The sequence below is a fragment of the Comamonas serinivorans genome (genome assembly GCF_002158865.1).
In the GTDB taxonomy this organism is placed as follows: Bacteria; Pseudomonadota; Gammaproteobacteria; order Burkholderiales; family Burkholderiaceae_C; genus Comamonas_E; species Comamonas_E serinivorans.
Genome location: NZ_CP021455.1, coordinates 1,827,675 through 1,850,767 on the forward strand (window position 1 = coordinate 1,827,675; position 23,093 = coordinate 1,850,767).

General features: G+C 70.3%; 15 protein-coding genes and 1 pseudogene. 8 read left to right on the forward strand and 8 right to left on the reverse strand.

Annotated elements, in window-relative coordinates:
- Window positions 1-257 precede the first annotated feature (257 nt).
- Window positions 258-1,919, forward strand: coding sequence for an energy-dependent translational throttle protein EttA (gene ettA / locus CCO03_RS07790; protein WP_087279451.1), 1,662 nt, complete (start codon window positions 258-260; stop codon window positions 1,917-1,919).
- A gap of 110 nt (window positions 1,920-2,029) precedes the next feature.
- Here the strand turns inward: ettA and CCO03_RS07795 are convergent, their stop codons facing one another.
- Complete coding sequence (locus tag CCO03_RS07795) at window positions 2,030-3,151, reverse strand: acyltransferase family protein (RefSeq protein ID WP_087279453.1); 1,122 nt, start codon at window positions 3,149-3,151, stop codon at window positions 2,030-2,032.
- A gap of 485 nt (window positions 3,152-3,636) precedes the next feature.
- Between CCO03_RS07795 and CCO03_RS07800 the strand changes: the two genes are divergently transcribed.
- From CCO03_RS07800 to CCO03_RS07810, 3 genes are all read left to right on the forward strand, one after another.
- Window positions 3,637-4,740 carry a DegT/DnrJ/EryC1/StrS family aminotransferase gene (locus CCO03_RS07800; protein ID WP_087284401.1) on the forward strand — a complete coding sequence of 368 codons (1,104 nt, stop codon included), beginning with the start codon at window positions 3,637-3,639 and terminating at the stop codon, window positions 4,738-4,740.
- 98 nt (window positions 4,741-4,838) lie between these two features.
- Window positions 4,839-11,570 carry a DUF3320 domain-containing protein gene (locus CCO03_RS07805; RefSeq protein ID WP_087279457.1) on the forward strand — a complete coding sequence of 2,244 codons (6,732 nt, stop codon included), beginning with the start codon at window positions 4,839-4,841 and terminating at the stop codon, window positions 11,568-11,570.
- A gap of 26 nt (window positions 11,571-11,596) precedes the next feature.
- Window positions 11,597-12,907 (forward strand): lipopolysaccharide biosynthesis protein, encoded by a 1,311-nt coding sequence (locus CCO03_RS07810; protein WP_087279459.1) that lies wholly within the window; start codon window positions 11,597-11,599, stop codon window positions 12,905-12,907.
- Window positions 12,908-13,111: 204 nt separating this feature from the next.
- Here the strand turns inward: CCO03_RS07810 and CCO03_RS20820 are convergent, their stop codons facing one another.
- The 3 genes from CCO03_RS20820 to CCO03_RS07820 form a co-directional block, all read right to left on the reverse strand.
- Window positions 13,112-13,564 (reverse strand): YeeE/YedE thiosulfate transporter family protein, encoded by a 453-nt coding sequence (locus CCO03_RS20820; protein WP_250645007.1) that lies wholly within the window; start codon window positions 13,562-13,564, stop codon window positions 13,112-13,114.
- Window positions 13,513-14,181 (reverse strand): YeeE/YedE thiosulfate transporter family protein, encoded by a 669-nt coding sequence (locus CCO03_RS20825; protein WP_250645008.1) that lies wholly within the window; start codon window positions 14,179-14,181, stop codon window positions 13,513-13,515. Before CCO03_RS20825 ends, CCO03_RS20820 begins: the two co-directional genes overlap by 52 nt.
- Window positions 14,182-14,802: 621 nt before the next feature.
- Entirely contained in the window at window positions 14,803-15,723 is a 921-nt protein-coding gene (locus tag CCO03_RS07820) for a sulfurtransferase (protein WP_087279461.1), read from the reverse strand.
- 167 nt (window positions 15,724-15,890) lie between these two features.
- Between CCO03_RS07820 and CCO03_RS07825 the strand changes: the two genes are divergently transcribed.
- Both CCO03_RS07825 and CCO03_RS07830 read left to right on the forward strand, forming a co-directional pair.
- Window positions 15,891-16,595, forward strand: coding sequence for an acyltransferase (locus CCO03_RS07825; protein ID WP_236904082.1), 705 nt, complete (start codon window positions 15,891-15,893; stop codon window positions 16,593-16,595).
- A 31-nt stretch (window positions 16,596-16,626) separates the two neighbouring features.
- A complete protein-coding gene (locus tag CCO03_RS07830) occupies window positions 16,627-17,772 on the forward strand; it encodes a glycosyltransferase (protein WP_087279468.1) in 1,146 nt (381 codons plus the stop codon).
- Window positions 17,773-17,938: 166 nt separating this feature from the next.
- Here CCO03_RS07830 and CCO03_RS07835 read toward each other — a convergent pair whose 3' ends face one another.
- The 3 genes from CCO03_RS07835 to CCO03_RS07845 form a co-directional block, all read right to left on the reverse strand.
- Window positions 17,939-18,517, reverse strand: coding sequence for a hypothetical protein (locus tag CCO03_RS07835; RefSeq protein ID WP_087279471.1), 579 nt, complete (start codon window positions 18,515-18,517; stop codon window positions 17,939-17,941).
- Window positions 18,518-18,875: 358 nt separating this feature from the next.
- The gene (locus CCO03_RS07840) at window positions 18,876-19,325 is read right to left on the reverse strand and encodes a DUF1841 family protein (protein ID WP_087279474.1); all 450 of its coding nucleotides are present in this window, start codon (window positions 19,323-19,325) and stop codon (window positions 18,876-18,878) included.
- A 383-nt stretch (window positions 19,326-19,708) separates the two neighbouring features.
- Window positions 19,709-20,806 (reverse strand): AI-2E family transporter, encoded by a 1,098-nt coding sequence (locus CCO03_RS07845; protein WP_087279477.1) that lies wholly within the window; start codon window positions 20,804-20,806, stop codon window positions 19,709-19,711.
- A gap of 427 nt (window positions 20,807-21,233) precedes the next feature.
- Between CCO03_RS07845 and CCO03_RS07850 the strand changes: the two genes are divergently transcribed.
- Complete coding sequence (locus CCO03_RS07850; RefSeq protein ID WP_087279483.1) at window positions 21,234-21,587, forward strand: gamma-butyrobetaine hydroxylase family protein; 354 nt, start codon at window positions 21,234-21,236, stop codon at window positions 21,585-21,587.
- A gap of 480 nt (window positions 21,588-22,067) precedes the next feature.
- On the opposite strand, the gene serB is transcribed toward CCO03_RS07850, so the two are convergent.
- Window positions 22,068-22,802, reverse strand: a complete 735-nt coding sequence (gene serB, locus CCO03_RS07855; RefSeq protein ID WP_087279486.1) for a phosphoserine phosphatase SerB — start codon at window positions 22,800-22,802, stop codon at window positions 22,068-22,070.
- A 131-nt stretch (window positions 22,803-22,933) separates the two neighbouring features.
- On the opposite strand from serB, the pseudogene CCO03_RS19565 reads away from it, so the two are divergent.
- Window positions 22,934-23,044: pseudogene (locus CCO03_RS19565) on the forward strand (sulfate transporter subunit); the annotation flags it as partial.
- Window positions 23,045-23,093: the final 49 nt, after the last annotated feature.

Genomic DNA, 23,093 nt, shown 5'->3' on the forward strand with positions numbered 1-23,093 from the left:
GCTGTGCACGGCGACCGTGTCCATCTGCGGCGTCGGCCTGTGTGACCATGGCGAAGGCTGGTGTTGGCCCAGAAGATCACCTGCCCGACGGGCTCAAGGCCCGGGATCGGCAGGTGCCATGCCCCACAGCCGGAAGTCCCGCCCTGGCACTGAGGCGATAATCACCCCCATTCCCTCGCACGATGCGGCCGCTTGGCCGGGCCCCTCTTTCTCGGGGTGCCGGCGCTGGCCTGCCCCTCTTTCACCTCACTGTTCACATGGCTCAATACGTTTACTCGATGAACCGTGTCTCCAAGACCGTGCCGCCCAAGCGGCAGATCTTGAAAGACATTTCGCTGTCGTTCTTCCCCGGCGCCAAGATCGGCGTGCTGGGCCTGAACGGCTCGGGCAAGTCCTCGCTGCTCAAGATCATGGCCGGCGTGGACAAGGAGTTCGAAGGCGAAGCCCTGCCCATGCAAGGCCTGTCCATCGGCTACCTGCCGCAGGAACCGCAGCTCAACCCCGACCACACGGTGCGCGAGGCGATTGACGAAGCCATGGGCGAAGTCAACAACGCCAAGAAGCGCCTCGAAGAGATCTACGCCGCCTACGCCGAACCCGACGCCGACTTCGACGCCTTGGCGGCCGAACAGGGCGAGCTCGAAGCGGTGATCGCGGCGGCCGGCACCGACTCCGAGCACCAGATCGAGATCGCCGCCGACGCGCTGCGCCTGCCGGCCTGGGACGCCAAGATCGGCCTGCTGTCCGGCGGTGAAAAGCGCCGCGTGGCGCTGTGCAAGCTGCTGCTGTCCAAGCCCGACATGCTGCTGCTCGACGAACCCACCAACCACCTGGATGCCGAGTCGGTCGAATGGCTGGAGCAGTTCCTGCACCGCTTCCCGGGCACCGTGGTCGGCATCACCCACGATCGCTACTTCCTGGACAACGCGGCCGAGTGGATCCTCGAACTCGACCGCGGCCGCGGCATCCCCTACAAGGGCAACTACACCGACTGGCTGACGCAAAAGGGCAACCGCCTCGAGGCCGAACAAAAGGGCGAAGAAGCCCGCGCCAAGGCCCTGAAGAAGGAGCTGGAGTGGGTGCGCCAGAACGCCAAGGGCCGCCAGTCCAAGTCCAAGGCCCGCCTGGCCCGCTTTGAAGAGCTGAGCGACTACGAATACCAGCGCCGCAACGAAACGCAGGAAATTTTCATCCCTGTGGCCGAGCGCCTGGGCTCGCAGGTCATCGAGTTCAAGAACGTCAGCAAGAGCTTTGGCGATCGCCTGCTGATCGACAACCTGTCGATGAACATCCCGGCCGGCGCCATCGTCGGCATCATCGGCCCCAACGGCGCCGGCAAGTCGACGCTGTTCAAGCTCATCGCCGGCAAGGAACAGCCCGATTCGGGCGAGGTCGTCATCGGCCAGACCGTGAAGATGGCCTTCGTGGACCAGCACCGCGACGCGTTGACCGACGAAAAAACGGTGTGGGAAGACATCTCGGGCGGGCTCGACATCATCAACGTCGGCAAGTTCCAGATGGCCAGCCGCGCCTACGCGGGCCGCTTCAACTTCAACGGCCAGGACCAGCAGAAGAAGGTCGGCAACCTGTCGGGTGGTGAACGCGGCCGGCTGCACCTGGCCAAGACGCTGATTCAGGGCGGCAACGTGCTCATGCTCGATGAACCGTCGAACGACCTGGACGTGGAAACCCTGCGCGCGCTGGAAGACGCGCTGCTGGAGTACGCCGGCACCGTCATGGTCATCTCGCACGACCGCTGGTTCCTGGACCGCATCTGCACCCACATCCTGGCGGCCGAAGGCGACTCGCAGTGGTACTTCTACGACGGCAACTACCAGGAGTACGAAGCCGACAAGAAGAAGCGCCTGGGCGAAGAGGGCGCTGCCCCCAAGCGCATGCGCTACAAGGCCCTGAAGTGAGGCCCTGCGCCTGACCGCGAAAGCCGCCCCCGGGCGGCTTTTTTTTTGGTCGCAGGCCGTCTCCGGCACCGGCGCGATGCGATGCGCTCACCAGGGCGACGGCCGGCGCCTCACAGCCAGTTGGTCATGGCCAGTGCCCCCAGGCCCAGCGCGCCCATTTGCCAGCCCAGCAGCTTGCGCCACGAGATGGACCGCGACTCCACGGTCTGGTAGAGCACCTGACCCGCCGCCACCGACAAGGCGATGGCGACGCCCAGCCCCAGGGCGTTGGTCAGCACGCCCTGGGGCCACAGCGCGGCCCACACCGCGTTGACCAGCAGGCACATGGGAAAGTGGATCAGGAACACCGAGTACGACCGCGTGCCCAGCCAGGCCAGGGGCGACCAGCGCCAGGCGCGCAGGCGCGCGGGCCACGGCCAGTCGCGCGAGGTGGCCAGCACCAGCGCGCCCACGCCGGCCAGCGCGATGCGGGTGCGCCATTCCAGGCACAGCGCCAGGCCCGTGGCAAAGGCGATGGCGCCGACCCAGCGGTGGCGCTCGCGCTGCTCGGGGGCGTGGCCGGCCCACCACGCCATCATGCCCAGGCCGTAGGCGCCGACGAAGTAGATGGCCCACACGTCCAGATCGGCATCGCGGTTCCAGTGCCACAGCGACAGGCAGGTCGCCACCACCACGCCGGCCTGCGCCAGACGCGAGGGGCCGTGGTCGGCGCTGAGCGCATGGGCCAGCCACAGCCAGCCGGCGCACAGGGCATAGAGCTGGAAGTCGATGGCCACGTACCACACGCCCGCCGACAGCGATTCCCAGCCGCCCAGGGTGTGCAGCAGCAACAGGTGGGCCAGCACCTGCACCACGCTGGGCTCGGCCGACACCGAGTCGTGGACGAAGCCCGCGGCGCGCACGCCCTCGTTGACCAGGATGGCCACCAGCAGCGCCACGCAAAACGGCAGGCTCAGGCGCAGGTAGCGCTTGAGCAGCAACGGCAGCAAGGGCTTGCGGGGTGCCATGTGGCCGCTGGGCGCCAGGGCGGCGGCGCATAGGTATCCGCCCAGGACCAAGAAAATCTGAACGGCCATGCGAGCATACTCATAAAGCCAGTTCATGAAAGCGGGCACGGCGGGCCACACTTGATCGGCCATGGGGCCGTAGAACGCGAGGTGGTGGGCGACGATGAGCAGGCAGGCCAGGCCTTTGGCCTGGTCGATCCAGAGGTTGCGAGGGGGCACGAACACGAGGGGCCGGCGCGTGGGGCGCGGGCGCTTGACTGCGGAAAGGGCTGCATTGTCCGCCTGAATGCCGGGCCGGGGCGGCGGCGCTGTTGCCCAGGTGGCAGGCGGGCAGTGACTGTGTCGTGCCGGCACCGGGGCGGACCGTGCGGACCTGGGCGCATCACCAGCCAGCCGCCTGCGCCCTCTTGGACGAAGGGCGCACGTTGCAGGAGACCGGACGCCTGCGCGCGGTCTTGACCGGCTGCCGTTTGGGGCATGAACGCGGCCACGCGGTTCTGGGCGCCGCCTTCACCGCGCGTCGGCATGCATCCAGGGCCTGCGCTGGTCGTCCAGGCCGACATGCGGGCCCACCCATCCGCCTGGCAGGCCTGGCCTGCGAACCCCTTGTGAACGGGTTCGGCGCGGCGGGCGCGCACGCCGCACGCCAGGGCTGGGATACTCGGCGCTTTGCATGGCGCAGCCATGCACGCTTTTTCGCAGGCAAGGCCATGCACTTCATCGACCTGAAATCCCAGTACACCGCGCTCAAGACCGACATCCATGCGCGCATGCAGACCGTGCTGGACCACGGCCAGTACATCATGGGCCCCGAGGTGGCCGAGCTGGAGGCGGCGCTGGCGGCGCGCGTGGGCGTGCCGCACTGCATCACCGTGGCCAGCGGCACCGAGGCGCTGCTCATCAGCCTGATGGCCCTGGACCTGCAGCCCGGTGACGAGGTCGTCACCACGCCCTTCACCTTCGCGGCCACGGCCGAGGTCATCGTGCTGCTGGGCGGCGTGCCCGTGTTCGTCGACGTGGAGGCCGACACCGGCCTGATCGACGCGCAGCAGATCGAGGCCGCCCTCACGCCGCGCACGCGGGCCATCCTGCCGGTCAGCCTCTACGGCCAGGTGGCCGACATGGACGCCATCCAGGCGGTGGCCGACCGGCACGGCCTGCCCGTGATCGAGGATGCCGCGCAGAGCTTTGGCGCCAGCCTGCGCAACGCGCACGGCACGCGGCTCAGCGGCGGCCTGTCCACGCTGGGCTGCACCAGCTTTTTCCCCAGCAAGCCGCTGGGCTGCTATGGCGACGGCGGCGCCATCTTCACGGCCGACGCCGCGCTGGCCCAGGCCTGCCGCGAGATTCGCGTGCACGGCCAGAGCGCGCGCTACACGCACACCCGCGTCGGCGTGGGCGGCCGCATGGACACCCTGCAGTGCGCCGTGGTGCTGGCCAAACTCGGCCGCTTCGACTGGGAGCTGGCGCGCCGTGCCGAGGTGGGTGCGCGCTACGACGCGGCGTTCGATGCCGCCGGCGTCGAACGCATGCGGACGCGGCCCGGACGCACCAGCGTGCATGGGCAGTACACGGTGCAGGTGCCGGCACGCGATGCCGTGCAGGCCGCGCTGACGGCGCAGGGCGTGCCCACGGCCGTGCATTACCCCCGGCCCATGAACCAGCAACCCGCGTATGCGCGCCATGCCACGCAGCCCACGCCCGTGGCCGATGCCCTGGCCGAGCGCGTGCTCAGCCTGCCCATGAGCGCCGACCTGAGCGAGGCCGACCAGGACCGGGTGATCGCCACCCTGCTGAAGGCGTTGCGTGGCTGAATGTGATGTGTGATGTTTGTGCAGTATGACCCTGTTCCCGTCGCCATGAAAACGGCAATTGATGCATACCCCAAGAATGAGTACCCAGGAGACGGTGAATGACCGATGAACCCAGCCAGCCAGCCGTGCTGGAGGACGACGCGGTCGATGCCGGCGCCGGCGCGCCGGCCCTGCACGTGCGCGCCGGTGTGGCGCCCAAGCTCAACCTGTCGGCGTTCCAGAACGCCGTGCCCGCCCTGCACGAGCTGGTCATCGTCAACGACACGCCGGTGGCGGTGGAGGGGCTGACGCTGACGCTGACCTCCAGCCCGGCCTTCGTCAAGCCGCGCACCTGGCACGTCGAATCGGTGGGGCCGGGCGAGACCTACCACCTGAGTCAGCTCGATGTGCAGCTCGACGGCGCCTTGCTGTCGCGGTTGACAGAGGCCGAGTCAGCCACGCTGCACCTGGCCTTGCGCAGCCGCCGCGAGCCCGAGCGGCTGCTGGCGAGTGCCGAGGTGGGGGTCGAGCTGCTGGCGCGCAACCAGTGGGGCGGCCTAGACCACCTGCCCGAGCTGGTGGCGGCGTTCGTCCAGCCCAACGACCCGGCCGTGGACCGTGTGCTCAAGGGCGCTGCCCTGGCGCTGGAGGCAGCCGGCAAGCCCGGCGCCCTGGACGGCTATGCCCAGGGCGCCACGCGGGCCTGGGAGCTGGCGTCGGCCATCTGGACCTCGGTGCTGCAGCTCAAGCTGCACTACGCGCTGCCGCCGGCCAGCTTCGAGCATGCTGGCCAGAAGGTGCGCAGCCCCGGCCAGATCCTGGATGCGGGCCTGGCCACCTGCCTGGACACCACGCTGCTGTTTGCCGCCTGCCTGGAGCAGGCGCGGCTCAACCCCTTGCTGGTCTTCACGCCGGGCCATGCCTTCGCCGGCGTGTGGTTGCGCGACGAGGAGTTCGCCACACCGGTGGTCGACGACATCACGGCCGTGCGCAAGCGGCTCAAGCTGCGGGAGCTGCTGGTGTTCGAGACCACGCTGGCGGCGCAAAGCCCGGCGGCGAGCTTCAGCCAGGCGATTGCGCAGGCCGAGCGGCAGCTGGACGAGGCCCAGGCCGATGCGTTCGAACTGGCCATCGACGTCAAGCGCGCGCGCATGTCGCGCATCCGGCCACTGGCGCTGGCCGAGTCCCCGCAGCCGGCGACGCCCGAGGCCGCGCCCGGCGAGCAGGCGCTGACGCTGGAGTCGGCGCCGGAGCTGCCCGCCGAGGTGCAGGGCGAGGCGCCGGCGGCGGCGCTGGACCCGCGGGATCGCCTGGCCCGCTGGCAACGCAAGCTGCTCGACCTTTCGTTGCGCAACGCGCTGCTGAACTTCAAGCCGGGCAAGAAGGCGCTGGTGCTCGAGGCCTCGGCCACGGCGCTGGAAGACGCCTTGTCCGGCGGGCAGAGCATCCGCCTGCTGCCCGCCCCCGAGCTGATGCAGGGCCAGGACCCGCGCAGCCTGCAGCTGCACGAGGCGCGCAGCCTGGAAGACCTGCGCCGGGCCCACGCCGCCGAGGCGCTGGCGCGCCGCCAGGTGTTCATCGCCGTGGCCCAGGACGAGCTGGAGCTGCGGCTCGTCGAGCTGTACCGCAGCGCGCGCCTGGCGCTGCAGGAGGGCGGGGCGAACACGCTGTTCGTGGCGCTGGGCTTTCTGTCGTGGATGCGCGCCGACAAGCCCGACACGCGCCTGCAGGCGCCGCTGATCCTGCTGCCCGTCACGCTGGACCGCACGAGCGTGCGTTCGGGCTTCACGCTGCACCTGCACGAAGACGAGGCCTTGTTCAACCCCACGCTGGTCGAGATGCTGCGGCAGGACTTCCAGCTCGAGCTGGGGGTGCCCACGGGCGATTTGCCGCGCGACGATGCGGGGCTGGACATCGCTGGCATCTGGGCCAGCGTGCGCCAGGCCATCAAGGACATGCGGGGCTGGGAGGTCAGCGAAGACGTGGTGCTGGCCATGTTCTCCTTCGCCAAATACCTGATGTGGAAGGACCTGACCGAGCGCACGGGCGACCTGCGCGAGTCGCCCGTGGTGGCCCACCTGCTGGACACGCCGCGCGAGCCCTATCCCTCGTCCACGCCGTTCCCCGACACGGCCCGGCTTGACCGCGACTACCCGCCCCAGGCGGTGTTCAGCCCGCTGCCGGCCGACTCCTCGCAGCTGTCGGCGGTGATGGCGGCGGCCCAGGGCAAGGACTTCGTGCTCATCGGCCCGCCCGGCACGGGCAAGAGCCAGACCATCGCCAACCTCATCGCGCAATGCCTGGCCGAAGGCAAGCGCGTGCTGTTCGTGGCCGAGAAGATCGCCGCGCTCGAGGTGGTCTACCGCCGCCTGCGCGCCGTGGGCCTGGGCGATTTCTGCCTCGAGCTGCATTCCAGCAAGAGCCGCAAGCTCGAGGTGCTGGGCCAGCTGCAGAACGCCTGGGAGGCGCGCGGCGAGGTGAACGCCGACGATTGGCACGCCAAGGCGCAGGCCCTGGCGCGCGTGCGCGAGCAGCTGTCGACCTATGTCGAGCGCCTGCATTGGCGCCACGGCAATGGCTTGAGCGTGTACGCGGCCATTGGCAGCGTCACGGCCGGGGCCGCCTTGCCCCAGCTGGGCCTGAGCTGGCCCAGCGCGGACACGCACGACGCCGCGGCCCTGGCGGACTTGCGCGAGCTGGTGGCCCGCCTGCAGGCCAACGCGCAGGCCGTGGGCGCGGACGCGCTGGCGGCCGGCCCGCTGGCGCTCGTGCACGTCAGCGACTGGTCGGCCCGGTGGCAGCAGCAATTGATGCAGGCCGCCCAGTCTGTGCATACCCTGGGGCGGGAGTTTGAGTCTGCTGCCGTTGAATTGCAAACGCTTGTGGGGGTGAACTGGCCCACGCTGGGTCGCCAGACCCGGGCCGCGCTGGGCGTGCTGGCCAGCATCCTGCCGCCTGCGTCGGCGCAGGACTGGCGCTTTTGCGCCAGCGCCGACAGCGAGGCGGTGTGCGCCGAGCTGGGGGCCGCGCGCGAGCTGCTGAGCCAGCATCGCGCGCATTCGGCCCAGCTGGTGGCGCCATGGCCCGCCACGCTGCAGGCGCGGCTGGCTCAGGCTGCCGGACTGCTGGCGCAGCGCCAGCGTTTGCAGGCCGAGCTGGGCCAGCCGTGGTCGGCGACGGTCGCGGCCGACCTGGCGCAAGGCCTGCGCGGCATCGAAGAACTGCAGCGCCTGCGGGCCGGCCTGTCGGTGTCGTATGGCGCCGAGGCCGGGCAACTCAACGCCGCGCAGCTGCTGCGCGACTGGACCAAGGCCGAGCAGGCGATCTGGCCGCTGTCCGCGCTGGGCAAGCGCAAGGTGCGCCAGGCGCTGGAGGCGGCGATCGACGGCACGGGCGAGGCGCGCGTGGCCGATGACCTGGCGGCGCTGGCGCGCATCAAGCGCCTGCGCGAGGAGGTGGCTGCGCTGCCGCTGGACGCCGCTGCCGAGGTGTGGGCGGGCGAGCGCACGCGGCTGCCGCCGGCGCAGGCCGCACTGCAGGCCCATGCCGCGCTGCAGGCGGCGCGCGCGCACCAGCCGTTTGCGCTGGATGGCCTGGAGCCGGCGCTGCAGGGCGAGTGCGGCGAGCGCTGGGCTGCCGAGGCGCGACGCCTGAAGGCGCTGCACGCGCTCGACCGTGACCTGGCGGCGTGCGCGGACCTGGCCGAAGTCAGCCACGGGCTGTGGCGCGGGCCGGACACCGACGTGGCGCTGCTGCGCGCGGCCCTGGCCTTCGAGCAGGACCGCCTGGACCTTGCCCGGCGCGGCCGCCTGCCATCGGCCCATGCCGAGGTGGCGCAAGGCTTGGCGGGGCCGGTGTTGCAGCAGCAGCATGCGGTGCTGACGGCGCGTGGCGCGGTCGAGGTGCAGCTGCTGAGCCGGCAGGCGCTGGCCGACCGCTGCCCCGGCGTCTGGCAGGGCCTGGACACGGACGAAGCGGCCCTCGAGCGCGCGCTGCGGTTTCACGCCTCGCTCAAGGCGGCGCTGGCCGGACTGGGGCTGCCGCTCGATCAGCTGCTGCAGGTGCGCCAGCGCCTGCAGCAGACGGTGTGGGGCGCCGAGCCCGCGGTGCAGGCGGCCCTGGGCCCCGCTTGCCACCGGGTGCAGACGGCGCTGGCCGGCCTGCATGGGGCGGTGGACGCGCTGTGCCGCGCCGCGGGCCAGCCCGCAGCGGTGCAGCAGGCCTTTGGCGATCAGCCCCCGGCGCAGCTGGTGGACGCAGCAGCGCACTTGACCGCGCAGGCACACGACCTGCACGCCTGGTGCGCCTGGCGCCTGGCGCAAACCGAGGCCCGCGACCTGGGCCTGGGCGCGCTGGTGGATGCGCTGGTGTCCGGCGTGGTCAGCACGGCCCAGCTGCCCCAGGCGTTTGAGGTGAACTACGCGCGCTGGTGGCTGGACGAGGCCGTCGATGGCGACGAGGTGCTCAAGCGCTTCGTGGCCGCGGAGCACGAGCGCCGCATCCAGGCCTTCCGCGCGCTCGATGACGAATTCACCGCCATCACGCGGCAGTGGATTCGCGCGCGGCTGTGCGCCGACCTGCCGGTGATGGACGGCGTTCAGCGCAGCAGCGAATGGGGCATCCTGCGGCGCGAAATGGCCAAGAAGCGCCAGCACCTGCCGCTGCGCCAGCTGTTGCAGGCCATCCCGTCGGCGGTGTTGCAGCTGGCGCCGTGCCTGCTGATGAGCCCGCTGTCGATCGCACAGTACCTGTCGGCCGATGCGCGCCATTTCGACCTGGTGGTGTTCGACGAGGCCTCGCAGATCCCCGTGTGGGACGCCATCGGCGCCATGGCGCGTGGGCGCCAGGTCGTGATGGTGGGTGACCCCAAGCAGCTGCCGCCGACGAACTTTTTCGACCGCACCGACAACGCCGACGACGACGCGCAGGTCGTTGAGGGCGATCTGGAAAGCATCCTCGACGAATGCCTGGGCGCCAGCCTGCCCACGCGCAACCTGTCGTGGCACTACCGGTCGCGCCACGAAAGCCTGATCGCGTTCAGCAACCACCGCTACTACGGCGGCGGCCTGGTCACCTTTCCCTCGCCCTTCACGCAGGACCAGGCCGTCAGCCTGCACGTCGTGCAGGGCCGATACGAGAAGGGCGGTGCCCGCACCAACCTGCCCGAGGCGCGGGCCCTGGTGGCCGACCTGGTGGCCCAGCTTCGCTCGCCCGAGGTGGGGCAGGCGGGCCTGACCCTGGGCGTGGTGACCTTCAACGCCGAGCAACAGCGGCTGATCGAAGACCTGCTGGACGAGGAGCGGCGCCAGGACCCGGGGTTGGAGCCGTTTTTCTCGGATGCGGGCCTGGAGCCGGTGTTCGTCAAGAACCTGGAAAGCGTGCAGGGCGACGAGCGCGACATCATGTACTTCTCGATCACCTATGGGCCGGATCCGGCGGGCGTGCTGTCGATGAACTTCGGCCCGCTCAACCGCGATGGCGGCGAGCGCCGGCTGAACGTGGCCGTCACGCGGGCCCGCCACGCGCTGCGGGTGTTCGCCAGCCTGCGCGGCGATCAGATCGACCTCTCGCGCACGCAGGCGGCGGGCGTGCGCGACCTGAAGCACTTCCTCGAGTTTGCCGAGCGCGGCGCCAAGGCCCTGGCCGAGGCGCACCAGGGCAGCGTGGGTGATTTTGAAAGCCCCTTCGAGGCCGGCGTGGCGCAAGCGCTGCGTCAGCAGGGCTGGCAGGTGCACGCGCAGATCGGCGCGTCGTCGTTCCGCGTCGACCTGGGGGTGGTGCACCCCGATCTGCCGGGCCGCTACCTCGCGGGCGTCGAGTGCGACGGCGCCACCTACCACCGCAGTGCCACCGCGCGCGACCGCGACAAGCTGCGCGAGGCCGTGCTGCGGGGCCTGGGCTGGGAGATCGAGCGCATCTGGTCGACCGACTGGTGGGTCAACCCGGGCGGCACGCTGGCGCGCCTGCACGCCCGGCTGAACGCGCTGCTGGCCGCCGACCGCAGGCGGCGGGCGGCCGAGGCTGCCGCGCGGCCGGTGACGCCGGCCTTGGCCGAGCCAGCTGCCCAGGCCGATGGCCACGTCCCCATGCCGGACGGGGCCCAGGCGCCCACGACCGAACGCGTGGGCGAGGCGGTGATGGCGGGCGCGTTCATGCCCGAGCCCGCGTCGGTGGCGTCGCATGACGCCGAACCGGCCAACCCGCCCACCCGCGACGGAGCCGATGAACCCAGCCCGGTGGATGCTGGGGCATCGCCGCCGACCCTGTATGCGCGTGCGCCCGAGCAGCGGGTGCGGCCCGTGCCGCAGGCCCGGCCAGGCGGCCCGGTCATGCCGCGCGTGCTGCGCATCTCGCAGCCGGCCGATGCGGTGCCGGCCGGGGCGGTGTGTGCCGAGCGGTTTCACGAGCCGGCGTACGACGCGGTGCTGCAGGCCATGGTGGGCTGGGTGGTGCAGCACGAAGGGCCCATCCTGGACAGCGTGTTGGCGCGGCGCATCGCCCGCGCGCACGGCTTTCAGCGCACGGGCAGCCGGATCCACGAGCGCGTGCTGCAGGTGGCTGGCCGCCTGGGCCACACCACGCAAGAGCCCGTGGGGTGCTTCCACTGGCCCGCCGATGGCGCGGACGCCGCCGGGCTGGCCTGCCGCACACCCGCCGATGCGGACAGCGTGCGCGACATCGAGGAGATCTGCATGCCCGAGCTGGTGTCGCTGGCGCGCTGGGTGCGGGCTCAGGGGCACCACGGTGACCAGGCCCTGGGCGCCATGGCGCGCGAATTGGGGCTGAGCCGGCTGCGCGCCGCCAGCCGCGAACGGCTGCAGGCGGCGGTGAACGCCGCGGCGGCGGCCTGATCGGCCCGTTGACCGAAGGTGGCCCCATGGCGCTGACACCGGCCCGTTCTCCCCACCTGGCGCGTGCCGTGGCCGTGCTGCTGGCGGGCGGCGCGGCGGCGCAGCTGCTGCCGTTGCTGCTGGGGCCGGTGCTGGCGCGGCTCTACAGCCCGGCGGCCATGGGGCTGTACACCGCGTTCGCGGCCTGGGCCGCCACCCTGGCGGTGGCGGCGTGCGGACGCTACGACTTCGCGCTGCCCCTGGCCCGCGACGAGGCCGAGGCCGAGGGCCTGCTGGCCCTGTGTGTGCGCATCGGGATCGGTGTATCGCTGAGTATGGTGCTGTTGTCGATCGTGTGGATTGTGCTGTGGCCGGATACCAGCCATCTGGTGGCCTGGCTGGCACCCCTGGTGGCCCTGATGGCCTGGGTGCAGCTGCGCGTGATGTGGGCCACGCGCGCCCAGGCGTTTCAGGCCATGGCGCTCAGCCGTTTCGTGCAGTACGGGGCCGTGGCGCTGCTGCAGGTCGCGGTGGCCTGGGGGGCGATGGGCGCGCCGGGCCTGCACGCAGCGTGGGGCGGACCGCTGCCGGCCGAGCAGGCCTGGCTGCTGGTGGCCAGCCAGGCCGTGGCATTGGGGCTGGCCGCCTGGGTGCTGCGCCGGCCGGCGCCGCGCCGGGGCTGGCTGCGCGCGGCCTGGCCACCGGCCGATGCGCCCGGGCTGCGGGAGTTGGCGCGGCGCCACCGCGACTTTCCGCTGCTGAACGCGCCGCATGCCTTGCTGGGCGCGCTGCAGGACGCGCTGGCCGTGGCCCTGATCCTGGCGTTCACGGGCGACGTGGCGGCCGGCTTCTGGGGCCTCGCGCTGCGTTACCTGAAGGCGCCCGCGGCCCTGGTCGGCCAGGCGGTGTCGCAGGCGGTGTACCCCCGGCTGGCGCAGACGTCGGTGGCCGAAGGGCGGCGCCTGGTGCGGCGCCTGCTGGCGCTGCTGGCGGCCCTGGGTGTGTTGGGGGCGGCGCTGCTCATGCTGGTCGGGCCGGCGCTGTTCGCCTGGGCCTTTGGCGAGCCCTGGCGGCCTGCGGGTGAGCTGGCGCGGGCGCTGGCCCCTTACATCGCCGTGCATTTCGTGGCGGCGCCGCTGGCGGTGGTGACCATGGCCTGGCAGGCCCAGGCCTGGGCGTTCAAGCTCGCCCTGGTCGGGCAGGCGGTGTTCCTGCTGGCGCTGGCGCTGGGCCTGTGGCAAGGCGGTCTGCAGGGCGCGGCCTGGGCCGTGTCGCTGGCCATGCTGCCGTACTTCGGCTGGTATTTCTGGCGCCTGGCGAACTGGCCGCTGGCGCCCAAAGGCCGAGAGGCGGCGTGACGCCATCCGGCCGGTTGGCCTTCAAGGGCCTGGCGCCGGCACACCGGTGATGAGCAGTATGGGATGGTTGCCGTTCATGTTACATCGGGAATCGGTGAATACTGCCAAGCTGGGTTGACCAGACCGCCAACCCGCAGGTGCATCGTGATGCCGTGCAGGCCCGAGCGCACGCGCGGCCAGCCCGCAGATCGACACGCTCGCGGGTCAACCGGGCAGACGCTGGCGCAGCCGCCAGCCCAGCCACAGGCCGACGCCGCACGCCACGGCGAACACCCAGCCCGACACGGCCGCGGCCATGATGCCCGACAACAGCGTGCCCACGGTGCACCCCAGGGCCAGCATGGCGCCCCAGCCCATCAGCAGGCCGCCGAGCAGGTTGCGCCAGACCTCGTGCCGCGTGGGCCATTGCAGGCGAAAGCTGCCCGACCCTGCCGCCGCCGCGAACGAGCCCAGCACCAGCGCCGCGATGAAGGCGCCGTTGCGCGTCCACAAGCCGTTTTTCACCGCCGTGATGCAGCCACGAAAGCTGTCCAGCCCCTGCAGGGTGTCGGGCAGCAGGCCGGCCGCGTGGGCGCCGGTGCGGCCCCAGCTGCCCAGCTCGGCCGTCACGCCCAGCGGGGCCACGCGCAGGAAGGCCACCGTGGCGATGCCGGCCACCAGCGCGCCGGCGCATCGGCCGCAGGGGTGCGGTGCAGGCGCAGCAGCACCAGCGCCACGCCGCCCAGCAGTGCCAGCTGCAGCAGCAGCGAGCCGCCGTAGCCCAGGTGGTGCGGCAGCCAGAGCACGGGCGCGCCATGCACGGCGTTCAGGTACAGCGTGTTCCAGCACAGGAAACCCAGCGCGAAGCCGATCACCGTGCCGGCCAACGCCAGCAGCGTGCCCAGCGCGCCTTCGCCCAGCCGGTACAGCTGGGCGCTGATGCACGAGCCGGCCAGGGCCATGCCCAGGCCGAACGCCAGTGCGCCCAGCACCAGCACCCAGCTCACGGGGCCGATGTGCGCGTTGGGGGGCAGCCGCGGCAGCTCGGGGGCGGGCAAAAACGCGCCGAACACCGCGTGGTAGCCCAGCGTGCCCAGGGCCAGCGCCAGGGTGATGCCCCACAGCCCGCGGGCGTCGCGCCGCTCGAGGAAATCGCGCGCATCGCAGTAGAAGCACAGGCGGGTGCGCTGCAGCACCACGCCCAGCGCGGCGCCCAGCCACAGCGAGAGCACGAGGTCAGGGCCCAGGTCGGCGTGCACAACGTGGCCCTGCAGCAGCGCCAGCACGGCGGCCACGGCCAGCGGCGCGAGCAGGAGACGGCCTGGCGGCAGCCAGGATGTGGGAGGTGGATGCGCGGTGGGGGTGAGGTCATGGCGTGGGGCTTCGCAATAGGGGTGAGGACGGGCGGCGGGCGCGCGCTGCGGCTGCGCGGCAGGTCAGGGGCGGGGCATGGGTGTGTTTGTGGGTGTGGGGCAGGGTGCGGATTCGCGGTCGCCCGTGGTCATGGCCGGGCGCTCGTGGGCAGGCATCAGGGCGGGCGTTGCGGTTCGCGGGATGCGTCTGCCGCGCTGGCCCGTCGCGGCTTGGCGTCGAGGCGTCGTTGCATGGGCGAGACCGACACCGACGACGCGTACCGGCGCCTTGGGCTGCGGATGCGGGCGCCGTGAGCAGTTGCAGCACATGGGCCGATGGCTGCGGACGCTGGCGCGTCGACCGCTGCGCAGTCTGGTGCAGCGCTGCACCGGATGGCATCGGGTGGCGAAGGGTTGGCAAAAAAAGGCCGGTCCAAGCCATGCTCGGAACCGGCCCAACACCAAGTCACCCGTCGACTCACCGCCACAAAGTGTCTTACATCAGGGGTATGGGCTGATTGCCGATGTTCATGAATCGGACATGGGCGCATACCCTGTACTGAATCATTTGCCCGTCCAGACCGTGCCGGCGAGGTTGGCCACGGGCACGCCCACGGCGTTGCCGTACTCCGTCCATGAACCGTCGTAGTTGCGCACCTCGTACCCCAGCAGCTTGCTCAGCGCGAACCAGGTGTGGCTCGAGCGCTCGCCGATGCGGCAGTAGGTGATGACGGGCTTGCTGCCGTCGATGCCGACGGCGCCGTAGAGCTTCTTGAGCTCCTCCACGCTCTTGAACGTGCCATCGGCGGCCACGGCCTGGCTCCAGGGCACGTTCACGGCGCCGGGCACGTGGCCGGCGCGCACGGCCAGCTCGGCCACGCCGGGCGGCGCGATCACCTTGCCCGAGTACTCGTCGGCCGAGCGGATGTCCACCAGCTGGGTGGACGATTTCTTCTCGGCCGCGGCCACCACGTCAGGCAGGCGGGCGCGCAGTGTGGGGTTGGCCGCACTCAGGGTGATGTTGCCGGCCTTGGCTGTGGTCGCCAGCGGCGTGAGGGGACGCTTCTCGGCCTCCCACTTCTTGCGGCCGCCGTCGAGCAGCTTCACGTTGGGCACCTGGTAGACGTCGAACACCCAGGCGCCCCAGGCGGCGAACCAGTTGTTGTTGTCGCCGTACAGGATCACGGTGTCGCCGCTGGAGACGCCGGCCTTGCGCAGCGCGGCCTGCAGGGCGTCTCTGCTGGCGATGTCGCGCCGCACCGGGTCGACCAGGTCGGTGTGCCACACCAGGTTGGCGGCGCCCTGGATGTGGCCGCGCTCAAAGACACCGGGGTCCACGCTGACTTCCAGCACCTTGACCTTGGGGTCGCCGATGTTCTTCTCCAGCCAGTCCGTGCTGACCAGGAACTGGGCCGGTGACGCCTGGGCCGCCACCGTGGTGCCCGCCCACAGGGCCACCGCCACCATCCACTTCGTGCCGCGCATCGTTGTGCTCCTCATCTCATCCGAAAACCGCAGTCTCGGGGCGCGCGCCCCGTGCGCCAACGAAGTTGTCTGCATGTGCATGCGCGGTGCGCGCATATGCGGGGCCTGGGTGCGCCGGCGGCTGGTGCGCCGCGCGGCTGCGGCGACAATCCGGGGCAGAGACCTTCATGCGCTTGTTTCCGTCACCCCTTCGCGTCCGCATCCGCGCCAGCGTCAACCGCCTGCGCCGCCAGCTCTGGCGGCTGCTGTTCGGTCGCCTGCTGTTTGGCGAGCGCAGCCAGGGGGCGCTGCGGCCGGCCACGCGGCTGTCGCCCACGGTGCTCATCGAGCACGAGGACCGCCTGCGGCTGGCCGACGACGTCTTCATCGGCCATTTCGTGTTCATCGAGGCCAGCGCAGGCGTGGCCCTGAGCACAGGCGTGCAGGTCACCAATTTCGTGTCCATCGTCAGCCACTCGACGCACCGCAGCGTGCGTGTGGCCAAGGCCTTGTCGGGGCTGAGCCTGGACACGGCCGAGCAGGCCACGGGCTTGCCGGGGGACCGGCGCGAGGCCGTGACCGTGGGCGCGCACAGCTTCATCGGGCCGCACAGCACGCTGGAGGCCGGCACCCGGCTGGGCGCCTGTTGCCTGGTGGCCGCGCACAGCCGCGTGCGCGGCGTGGTGCCCGATTTCGCCGTGGTGGCCGGCAGTCCGGCGCAGGTGGTGGGCGACGTGCGGACGGGCGACGCCGCGTGGCTCACGCGCCTGGCTGGCGAGCACGGCCTGGATGGCGCCGAGCTGCAGGCGGCCTACCAGCGCTGGGTGCAGGCGGTGACGGCCTCGTCGCCCGGCGCGCCGGGGCTGCCGCAGGTCGGTGCGTGGCATGCCTGAGCCACGCTTGATGCCCTATCCCGCAACGGCCATGTTGGCTGACTTGCCCGCTGAGCCGCCCGCCCGCCCGCTGCGCCATGTGCTGGTGGGTGATGGCGAGAGCCCGCACCTGCTGAAGTGGGCGCGCGCGTTGAGTCAGGCGCGCGTGCACGGCCAGTCCGTCGAGGTGTTCGCCGTCTCCACGCGGGGCTTTGTGCCCGATTGGGACGCCTGGGTGGCGCCCGAGCGGCGCCTGGCGCTGAACACCCGGCCGCAGCACGCGGGCGGCAACACCAGCCTGCTGAAGCAGCTGCCGCGCGTGGGGGCATGGCTGGCCCGCGTTGATGCCGACTGGATCAACCCGCATTACCTCACGTCGAGCGGCACGCTGGCGCTGCTGGCCAAGCGCGTTTGGCGGCTGCGGGGGCGGGTGCTGGCCTCGGCCTGGGGCAGCGACATCCTGGTCACGCCCGAACGCAGCGCCGCGCTGCGCTGGCTGACCCAGGCCATCCTGCGCCAGGCCGACCTGTGCACCAGCGATTCGCACCACATGAGCGCACGCATGCAGGCCCTGGGCGCGCGCGAGGTCATGACGTTTCCGTTCGGCCTCGAGGCCCTGCCGCCCGCAACCGACAGCCACGCGGCCGCCAAGCCGCCCTGGCTGTTCTTTGCCAACCGCGGGCTGGAGCCCATCTACCGCCCGCAGGCCGTGCTCGAGTTGTTTGCCCAGGTGCAGGCCCACCGGCCCGAGGCGCAGCTGGTGGTGGCCAACGACGGCAGCCTGCGCGACGCGCTGCAGGCCTGGGTGACGCAACATGGCCTGGGCGAGGCGGTCCGCTTCGTCGGTCGCCTGGACGCGGCCACGCAGGCGCAGCACTACGCGGCGGCGCGCTGGTACCTCAGCCTGCCCGCCAGCGATTCGGTGGCCGTCTCGGTGCTCGAAGCCATGGCGCACGGCTGCGTGCCGGTCTTGAGCGATCTGCCAGCCAACCGCGAACTCGTTGCGCACCGCGTCAACGGGCTGCTGGTGGGCGATGCCATTCAGGGTGCGAGGCAGGCCGTGCCCGAGCGCGACTGGCTCGAGGCGCTGGCCGAGGCGCCGCGCATCGCCGCGCGCAACCGCCAATGGGTGGCCGAGCACGCCGTGTTCGGCCCCTGTGTCGAGGCCCTGCTGAGGCGCATGCAGGCCATGGCTTGAGTGCCATCAGATCGCCATTGAGGCGTCCTTTTGATGTCAGGGCATCGAACAGGCCAGGGTTTGCCGCCCGTGTGCTCCTCGTGCAGCAAAAAGCCCGCCGAGGCGGGCTTGAATCAGGACGGTTTGCGCCCCACGCACAATGCCAATGTCAATGCGACGCCGAGGCTCAGTCCTCCATGGGCAGGCCCAGTTTGACCGATTTGAAGAATGGCCGACCCTGCAGCATCTCCAGACGCGAAAAGGATCGCGATGGCGTGGATGGCGCCTCATCTTCAACCTCAACGCGCAACGGCAAGATCAGCGTGCCTTCCAGGCTTGCGTTGCCTTGGTCATCATCCCCTTTGCCGTCGATGCGAATGCGGCAAGTCTGCAGGTAGCTGCCGGATATCCCCGGACGGTCTGAAATGTCCATCAGGCCGTGTTGCTCGCCCATGATGCGCTCGTAGTAATTGGCCGGCTTGAAGCCACCGCCAATCTTGTTGAGGCGCATCCCGTTTTCCAGCTCCATCGTCACTGTCGTGCGCCCCAGCAAACGCGTGTTGTTGCTCCTGCCCTCTTCCACAGAGTATTCCACCAGGCACTGCACCGCCGTGCTGCTTCGCACAGGAACCGGCGTGAATGCGCGCACATACACATGGGTGCTGCGTCCGGACTTGGAAAAGATGTCGGCATCGCCCCCGCTGACGTGGTTCAGGCGGGCAATGCGAACTTCAGTCTGCGGAAAAAAGTCAATGATCTTCGACATGATGGTCTCCGTAACTCCCTGCGACACTTGCAGGTTGTTCCAATGTAGTCCAAGAATTTTCGTATGGACTGTATTTGAACTTTCGGAAACATCTTTGCGGCGCAAGGGCTCCGCGCGGTGTCATCCGCAGACGCAGCGCCAGCCAGCCGGACATCGCGTCTGACCGTCGGCAGGGATGAATTCCACCGTGAACACAACTGGGTTCATCCATGCCCATTTGAACCCGTGGCGTACGGACGCGTGCGGCTTCAGTGCGCCAGCCGGTGACGCGTTGGCAGACCCGCCATTCGGCGGTCGATGCGCTGTGGCAAAGCCTGAGGCTTGGTCCAACAAGTCAGGGACCCGGCCGGCGAGCCAATCACAAGGCCGTGGCGCGCCGCTGCACGCAGGCCACGTAGGCGTCGCCGTCGGGCGGGCGCTTGTTGCGTTGCGCGTCCCACAGCATCTGGCCCAGGCAATCCATGGCGGCGTGGTGGGCGGCGTGCAGGTCGTCCTTGCGGCGGGCCAGCAGCTCGACGGCCTGGCGGATGCCGCGGGGCTGGTCGATGCTGCACTGTTCGCTGATCGACAGGTGCATGGACAGGTGCAGGAACGGATTGCCCATCTGGCGTGCGTCGCCGGCTCCGTCGCTGGGGTATTGGGCCTCGAGGGCCGCGTCGACGTCCGCCAGCACGGTGTGGTACTCGGGGTGCAGTTCGATCCATTGCGCGGCGATCTGCTCGATGGCTTCCATGGGCGCGCCGTCGCGCCACTTGGCATAGGCGCTGCAGAAAAAGCGGCGGACTTCCGCCTGGGTGGGGGCAAACATGGGGCGCGAGGGTAGCACGCGGGGGCTGCGCTGCACGCCATGGGGGTAAACGGCGGTCAGGTCCTGCGGTGGGGCTGTTGCTGAATCTGAATACGACAGTATGGTGTGCTTTGCGTTCAGCTTGAAACGGAGGAGGCTGAATACTGCTTGCTGTGTGCGGGCTGGCTCAGGCCTTGTGAGTGCGGGTCAGCCTTTGTGGGGTGGCTGCTCTGGAGCCTGAGCGCGAAGGCCGGCGTGTGCGGCCCTGGCCTGAAGCGGTGGGGTTGCGCGCCGCCTGCGGGGCGTCAGGCCGAGGATCGCGCCGCTGTCCAAGGGGCTCCAAAGGTCGAGACCATTGCGGGACGTTTTTGCCGGTATCGACGGGTGCGCAGGGCCTGGCGCCATCACTCCGGCACGTCGGGCACATCGGCCGCGTTGCGCTCGGCGTGGCGCTCGGACTCGTAGTTGAACAGCGCCCAGAAGGCCATGAACATGGCCGCCACGGTGGGGCCGATCACGAAGCCGTTGATGCCCACCAGCGACATGCCACCGATGGTGGACAGCAGCACCACGTAGTCGGGCAACTTGGTGTCCTTGCCCACCAGGATGGGGCGCAGCACGTTGTCCGACATGCCGATGACGATCACGCCCCAGGCCACCAGGGCCAGGCCTTGCCAGGTCTGGCCGGTGGCCAGCAGGTAGATGGCCACGGGCGCCCAGATCAGCGCCGCGCCCACGGCGGGCAGCAGCGACAGGAAAGCCATGATCACGCCCCAGAACACCGCGCCGGTGATGCCCAGGAACCAGAAGGCCAGCGCACCCAGCGCGCCCTGGACCACGGCCACCACCACGTTGCCCTTGACCGTGGCGCGCACCACCGTGGTGAACTTGCCCAGCAGGTAGGTGGTGTGCATCTTGTCCATGGGCACGGCGTTGCGGATCAGCCGCGAGATGGCGACGCCGTCGCGCAGCAGGAAGAACAGCAGGTACAGCATGATCACGAAGCTGACCATGAACTGGAAGGTGTTCTGGCCGATGGACAGCGCATGCGTGGTGACCACCTGGCCGGCCTGCAGCGCGGCGCTGCCGATTTTTTCGGCCAGCTCGTCCAGGTTGTTCACCGAGATGCCGACGCGCCGGGCCAGGTCGTCGACCCAGGGCGGAATCGCCTGCAGCACCTGCTGGTAGTAGTGGCGGTAGTCGATCTCGCCGTTGTTCACGCGCTGCGTGAAGGCGACGATGTCGGACACCAGCGACATGCCGACCAGTGCCAGCGGCAGCACCACGATGACCAGGCAGATCACCAGCGTGACCAGCGCCGCCAGCGTGGCCTGGCCACGAAACTTGCGCTTGAGCCACTGGAACGGTGCGTTGAACAGCATCGCCAGGATCATGGCCCAGAACACGGCGCCGAAGTACGGTGACAGCACCCAGCCAAAGGCCAGCGTCACCAGCAACAGCAGGCTGAGGAAAACGATGTGGTGCAGGCGCGGTGTGTTCATGGTTGCGGGCACTATACCTGCGCCGATGCGCTGTCGAGGCCCTACGCGGGCCGGTGGTCCGGGATGCTCGGTGCAGGCCGCACCGCCACGCCCGACCGCGACCTGGCGGTGCGTGCCGGTGGGGGCCTGGGTGTTTGTGGCTTAATGCCGGGCCTTGGCCTGCGGTGTGGCGGGTTGCGGCGGTTGGCGCTCCGGTGAGCACCTGAAGTTCCCCATGACCTCTGGCCATCCGTGCCGGCCTCGTCCCCGGTGGCGGCCTGACGTCGCGCGACGAGCGCAACCTCGTGGTCATCCGTGCCGCCTCGGTGCGTGGCGCCGCTGATGACCTGCCAGCACAGGGGCCGTCGCCTGCCGGCCCCGCGTTCCTCTGCCCGGGGTGCAGCCCACCGCCGCGCCGCGTTCCGATCTGTTTTCATCCCTGTCCGCCATGCACCCCAGTCCTGTGTCCATCACCGTCCACGCCAAGTCGCGCGTGCTGGAAATCGCCTTTGACGACGGCGCCGCGTTCCGCCTGCCGTTCGAGCTGCTGCGTGTCTACTCGCCATCGGCCGAGGTCAAGGGCCATGGCCCCGGCCAGGAGGTGCTGCAGACCGGCAAGCGCGCGGTGACGGTGACCGCCGTGGACCCCGTGGGCAACTACGCCATCCGGCCCACGTTTTCGGATGGCCACGACAGCGGCATCTTCACCTGGACCTACCTGTACGAGCTGGGCCGCGACCAGGCCGCACGCTGGGCCGACTACGAGGCCAGGCTGCAGGCGGCAGGCGCCTCGCGCGACTGAGGCTGCTGGCGCTGTTCATCGAGCGGCACGCCGTGGGTTGATGATCCGGTAGGTCTCAATGGCAGGGGTATCGGGCGTTGCTGTCGATGGATGAATCGGCAGCGTTGGATACTGCGTCAATCAATTCTTGTCCGGCCAGCAAAAGGATGACGAACCCGGGCGCGCACTGGACGTGGCCGTCGGCCGGCGGTACGTAGACGGGCTGGGGAGCGCTTCACTGCAGGCCGCTGTGGATGGGGCTCACGCTGGCGGCCGATGCCAGGGGCGTGAAGCGGGCAAGCACGCGCGCCACCAGGAGCGGCGATCCCACGGGCCGCGCTCACGGCGTTGGCCTGTTTGACAGGCTTGCATCCTGCGAACACCGCTCCGTGTGGTGCAGATGTCGGGGCCGGGCCCGCGGCGCGAGTCGGCGCGGCCCTCATGGACCGGCGCGCGCTCAACGCTTCGATGCGTCTACAACCCGCTGCGGCACACGGCGGCTCAGCCCTGGAACACCTCGAGCAGGCGGTCCAGCCCGCCTTCGTTGATGGCCACCTTGGCCTCGCCGCGCACGCGCGGTTTGGCATGGAAGGCCACCGACAAGCCCACGGCGCGCATCATGGGCAGGTCGTTCGAGCCATCGCCCACGGCGATGCACTGCTTGGGCGAGATGCCGAGCAGCGAGGCCACGTCCAGCACGGTCTGGCGTTTTTGCTCGCCGTCGCAGATGTCGCCCCAGCTCTGGTCCACCATGCGCCCGGTCAGCGCGTCGCCATCCCACTCCAGCAGGTTGGAGCGCGCGAAGTCCAGCTTCAGGCGTTGGCGGATGCGTTCGGCGAAGAAGGTGAAGCCGCCCGAGACCAGCAGCGTTTTCAGGCCTGCGGCCTGGCAGGCGGCCACCAGTTGTTCGACGCCCGGGTTCAGCTGCAGGCGCTCGTTGTAGACGTGCTCCAGGTGGCCCAGCGTCACGCCCTTGAGCAGCGCCACGCGCTGGCGCAGGCTCTCCTTGTAATCCTCGATCTCGCCGCGCATCGCGGCTTCGGTGATGGCCGCCACCTCGGCCTTGCGGCCGGCTTCGTCGGCGATCTCGTCCACGCACTCGATGTTGATCAGCGTGGAGTCCATGTCGAAGGCGATGAGCTTGAAGTCCGACAGCTTGAGCGGCGGCGTGAGCTGACGGATCACCAGGCCGGGGGCCAGTTCACGGGGAGCGAGGGCGGGGTCGAGTGCGGTCATGACGAAGGGAAGGGTTCGGTGCCGCACGGCGTGCGGCGTGGCGGGATTATCCCTTGGCGGCCTGCGCGCCCGGCGCGCGGCCTTGCCGCAACGCGTGGCCGCAAGGGCGCGAACTGGCCCCCGGAACGGCGCTCGACGGCATCTCCGCCGACGTGGCCACGCTGGCCCTGGCCGGCGACATCGACGCCCTGGTCAAGCACGGCCAGGGGTTGCCGGCCGACTGGCAAAAGCGCCTGCCGCACGTCCCCGAAACGGTTCCGCAACGGTTCCGCAACGGCCCTGCGGCAGCGG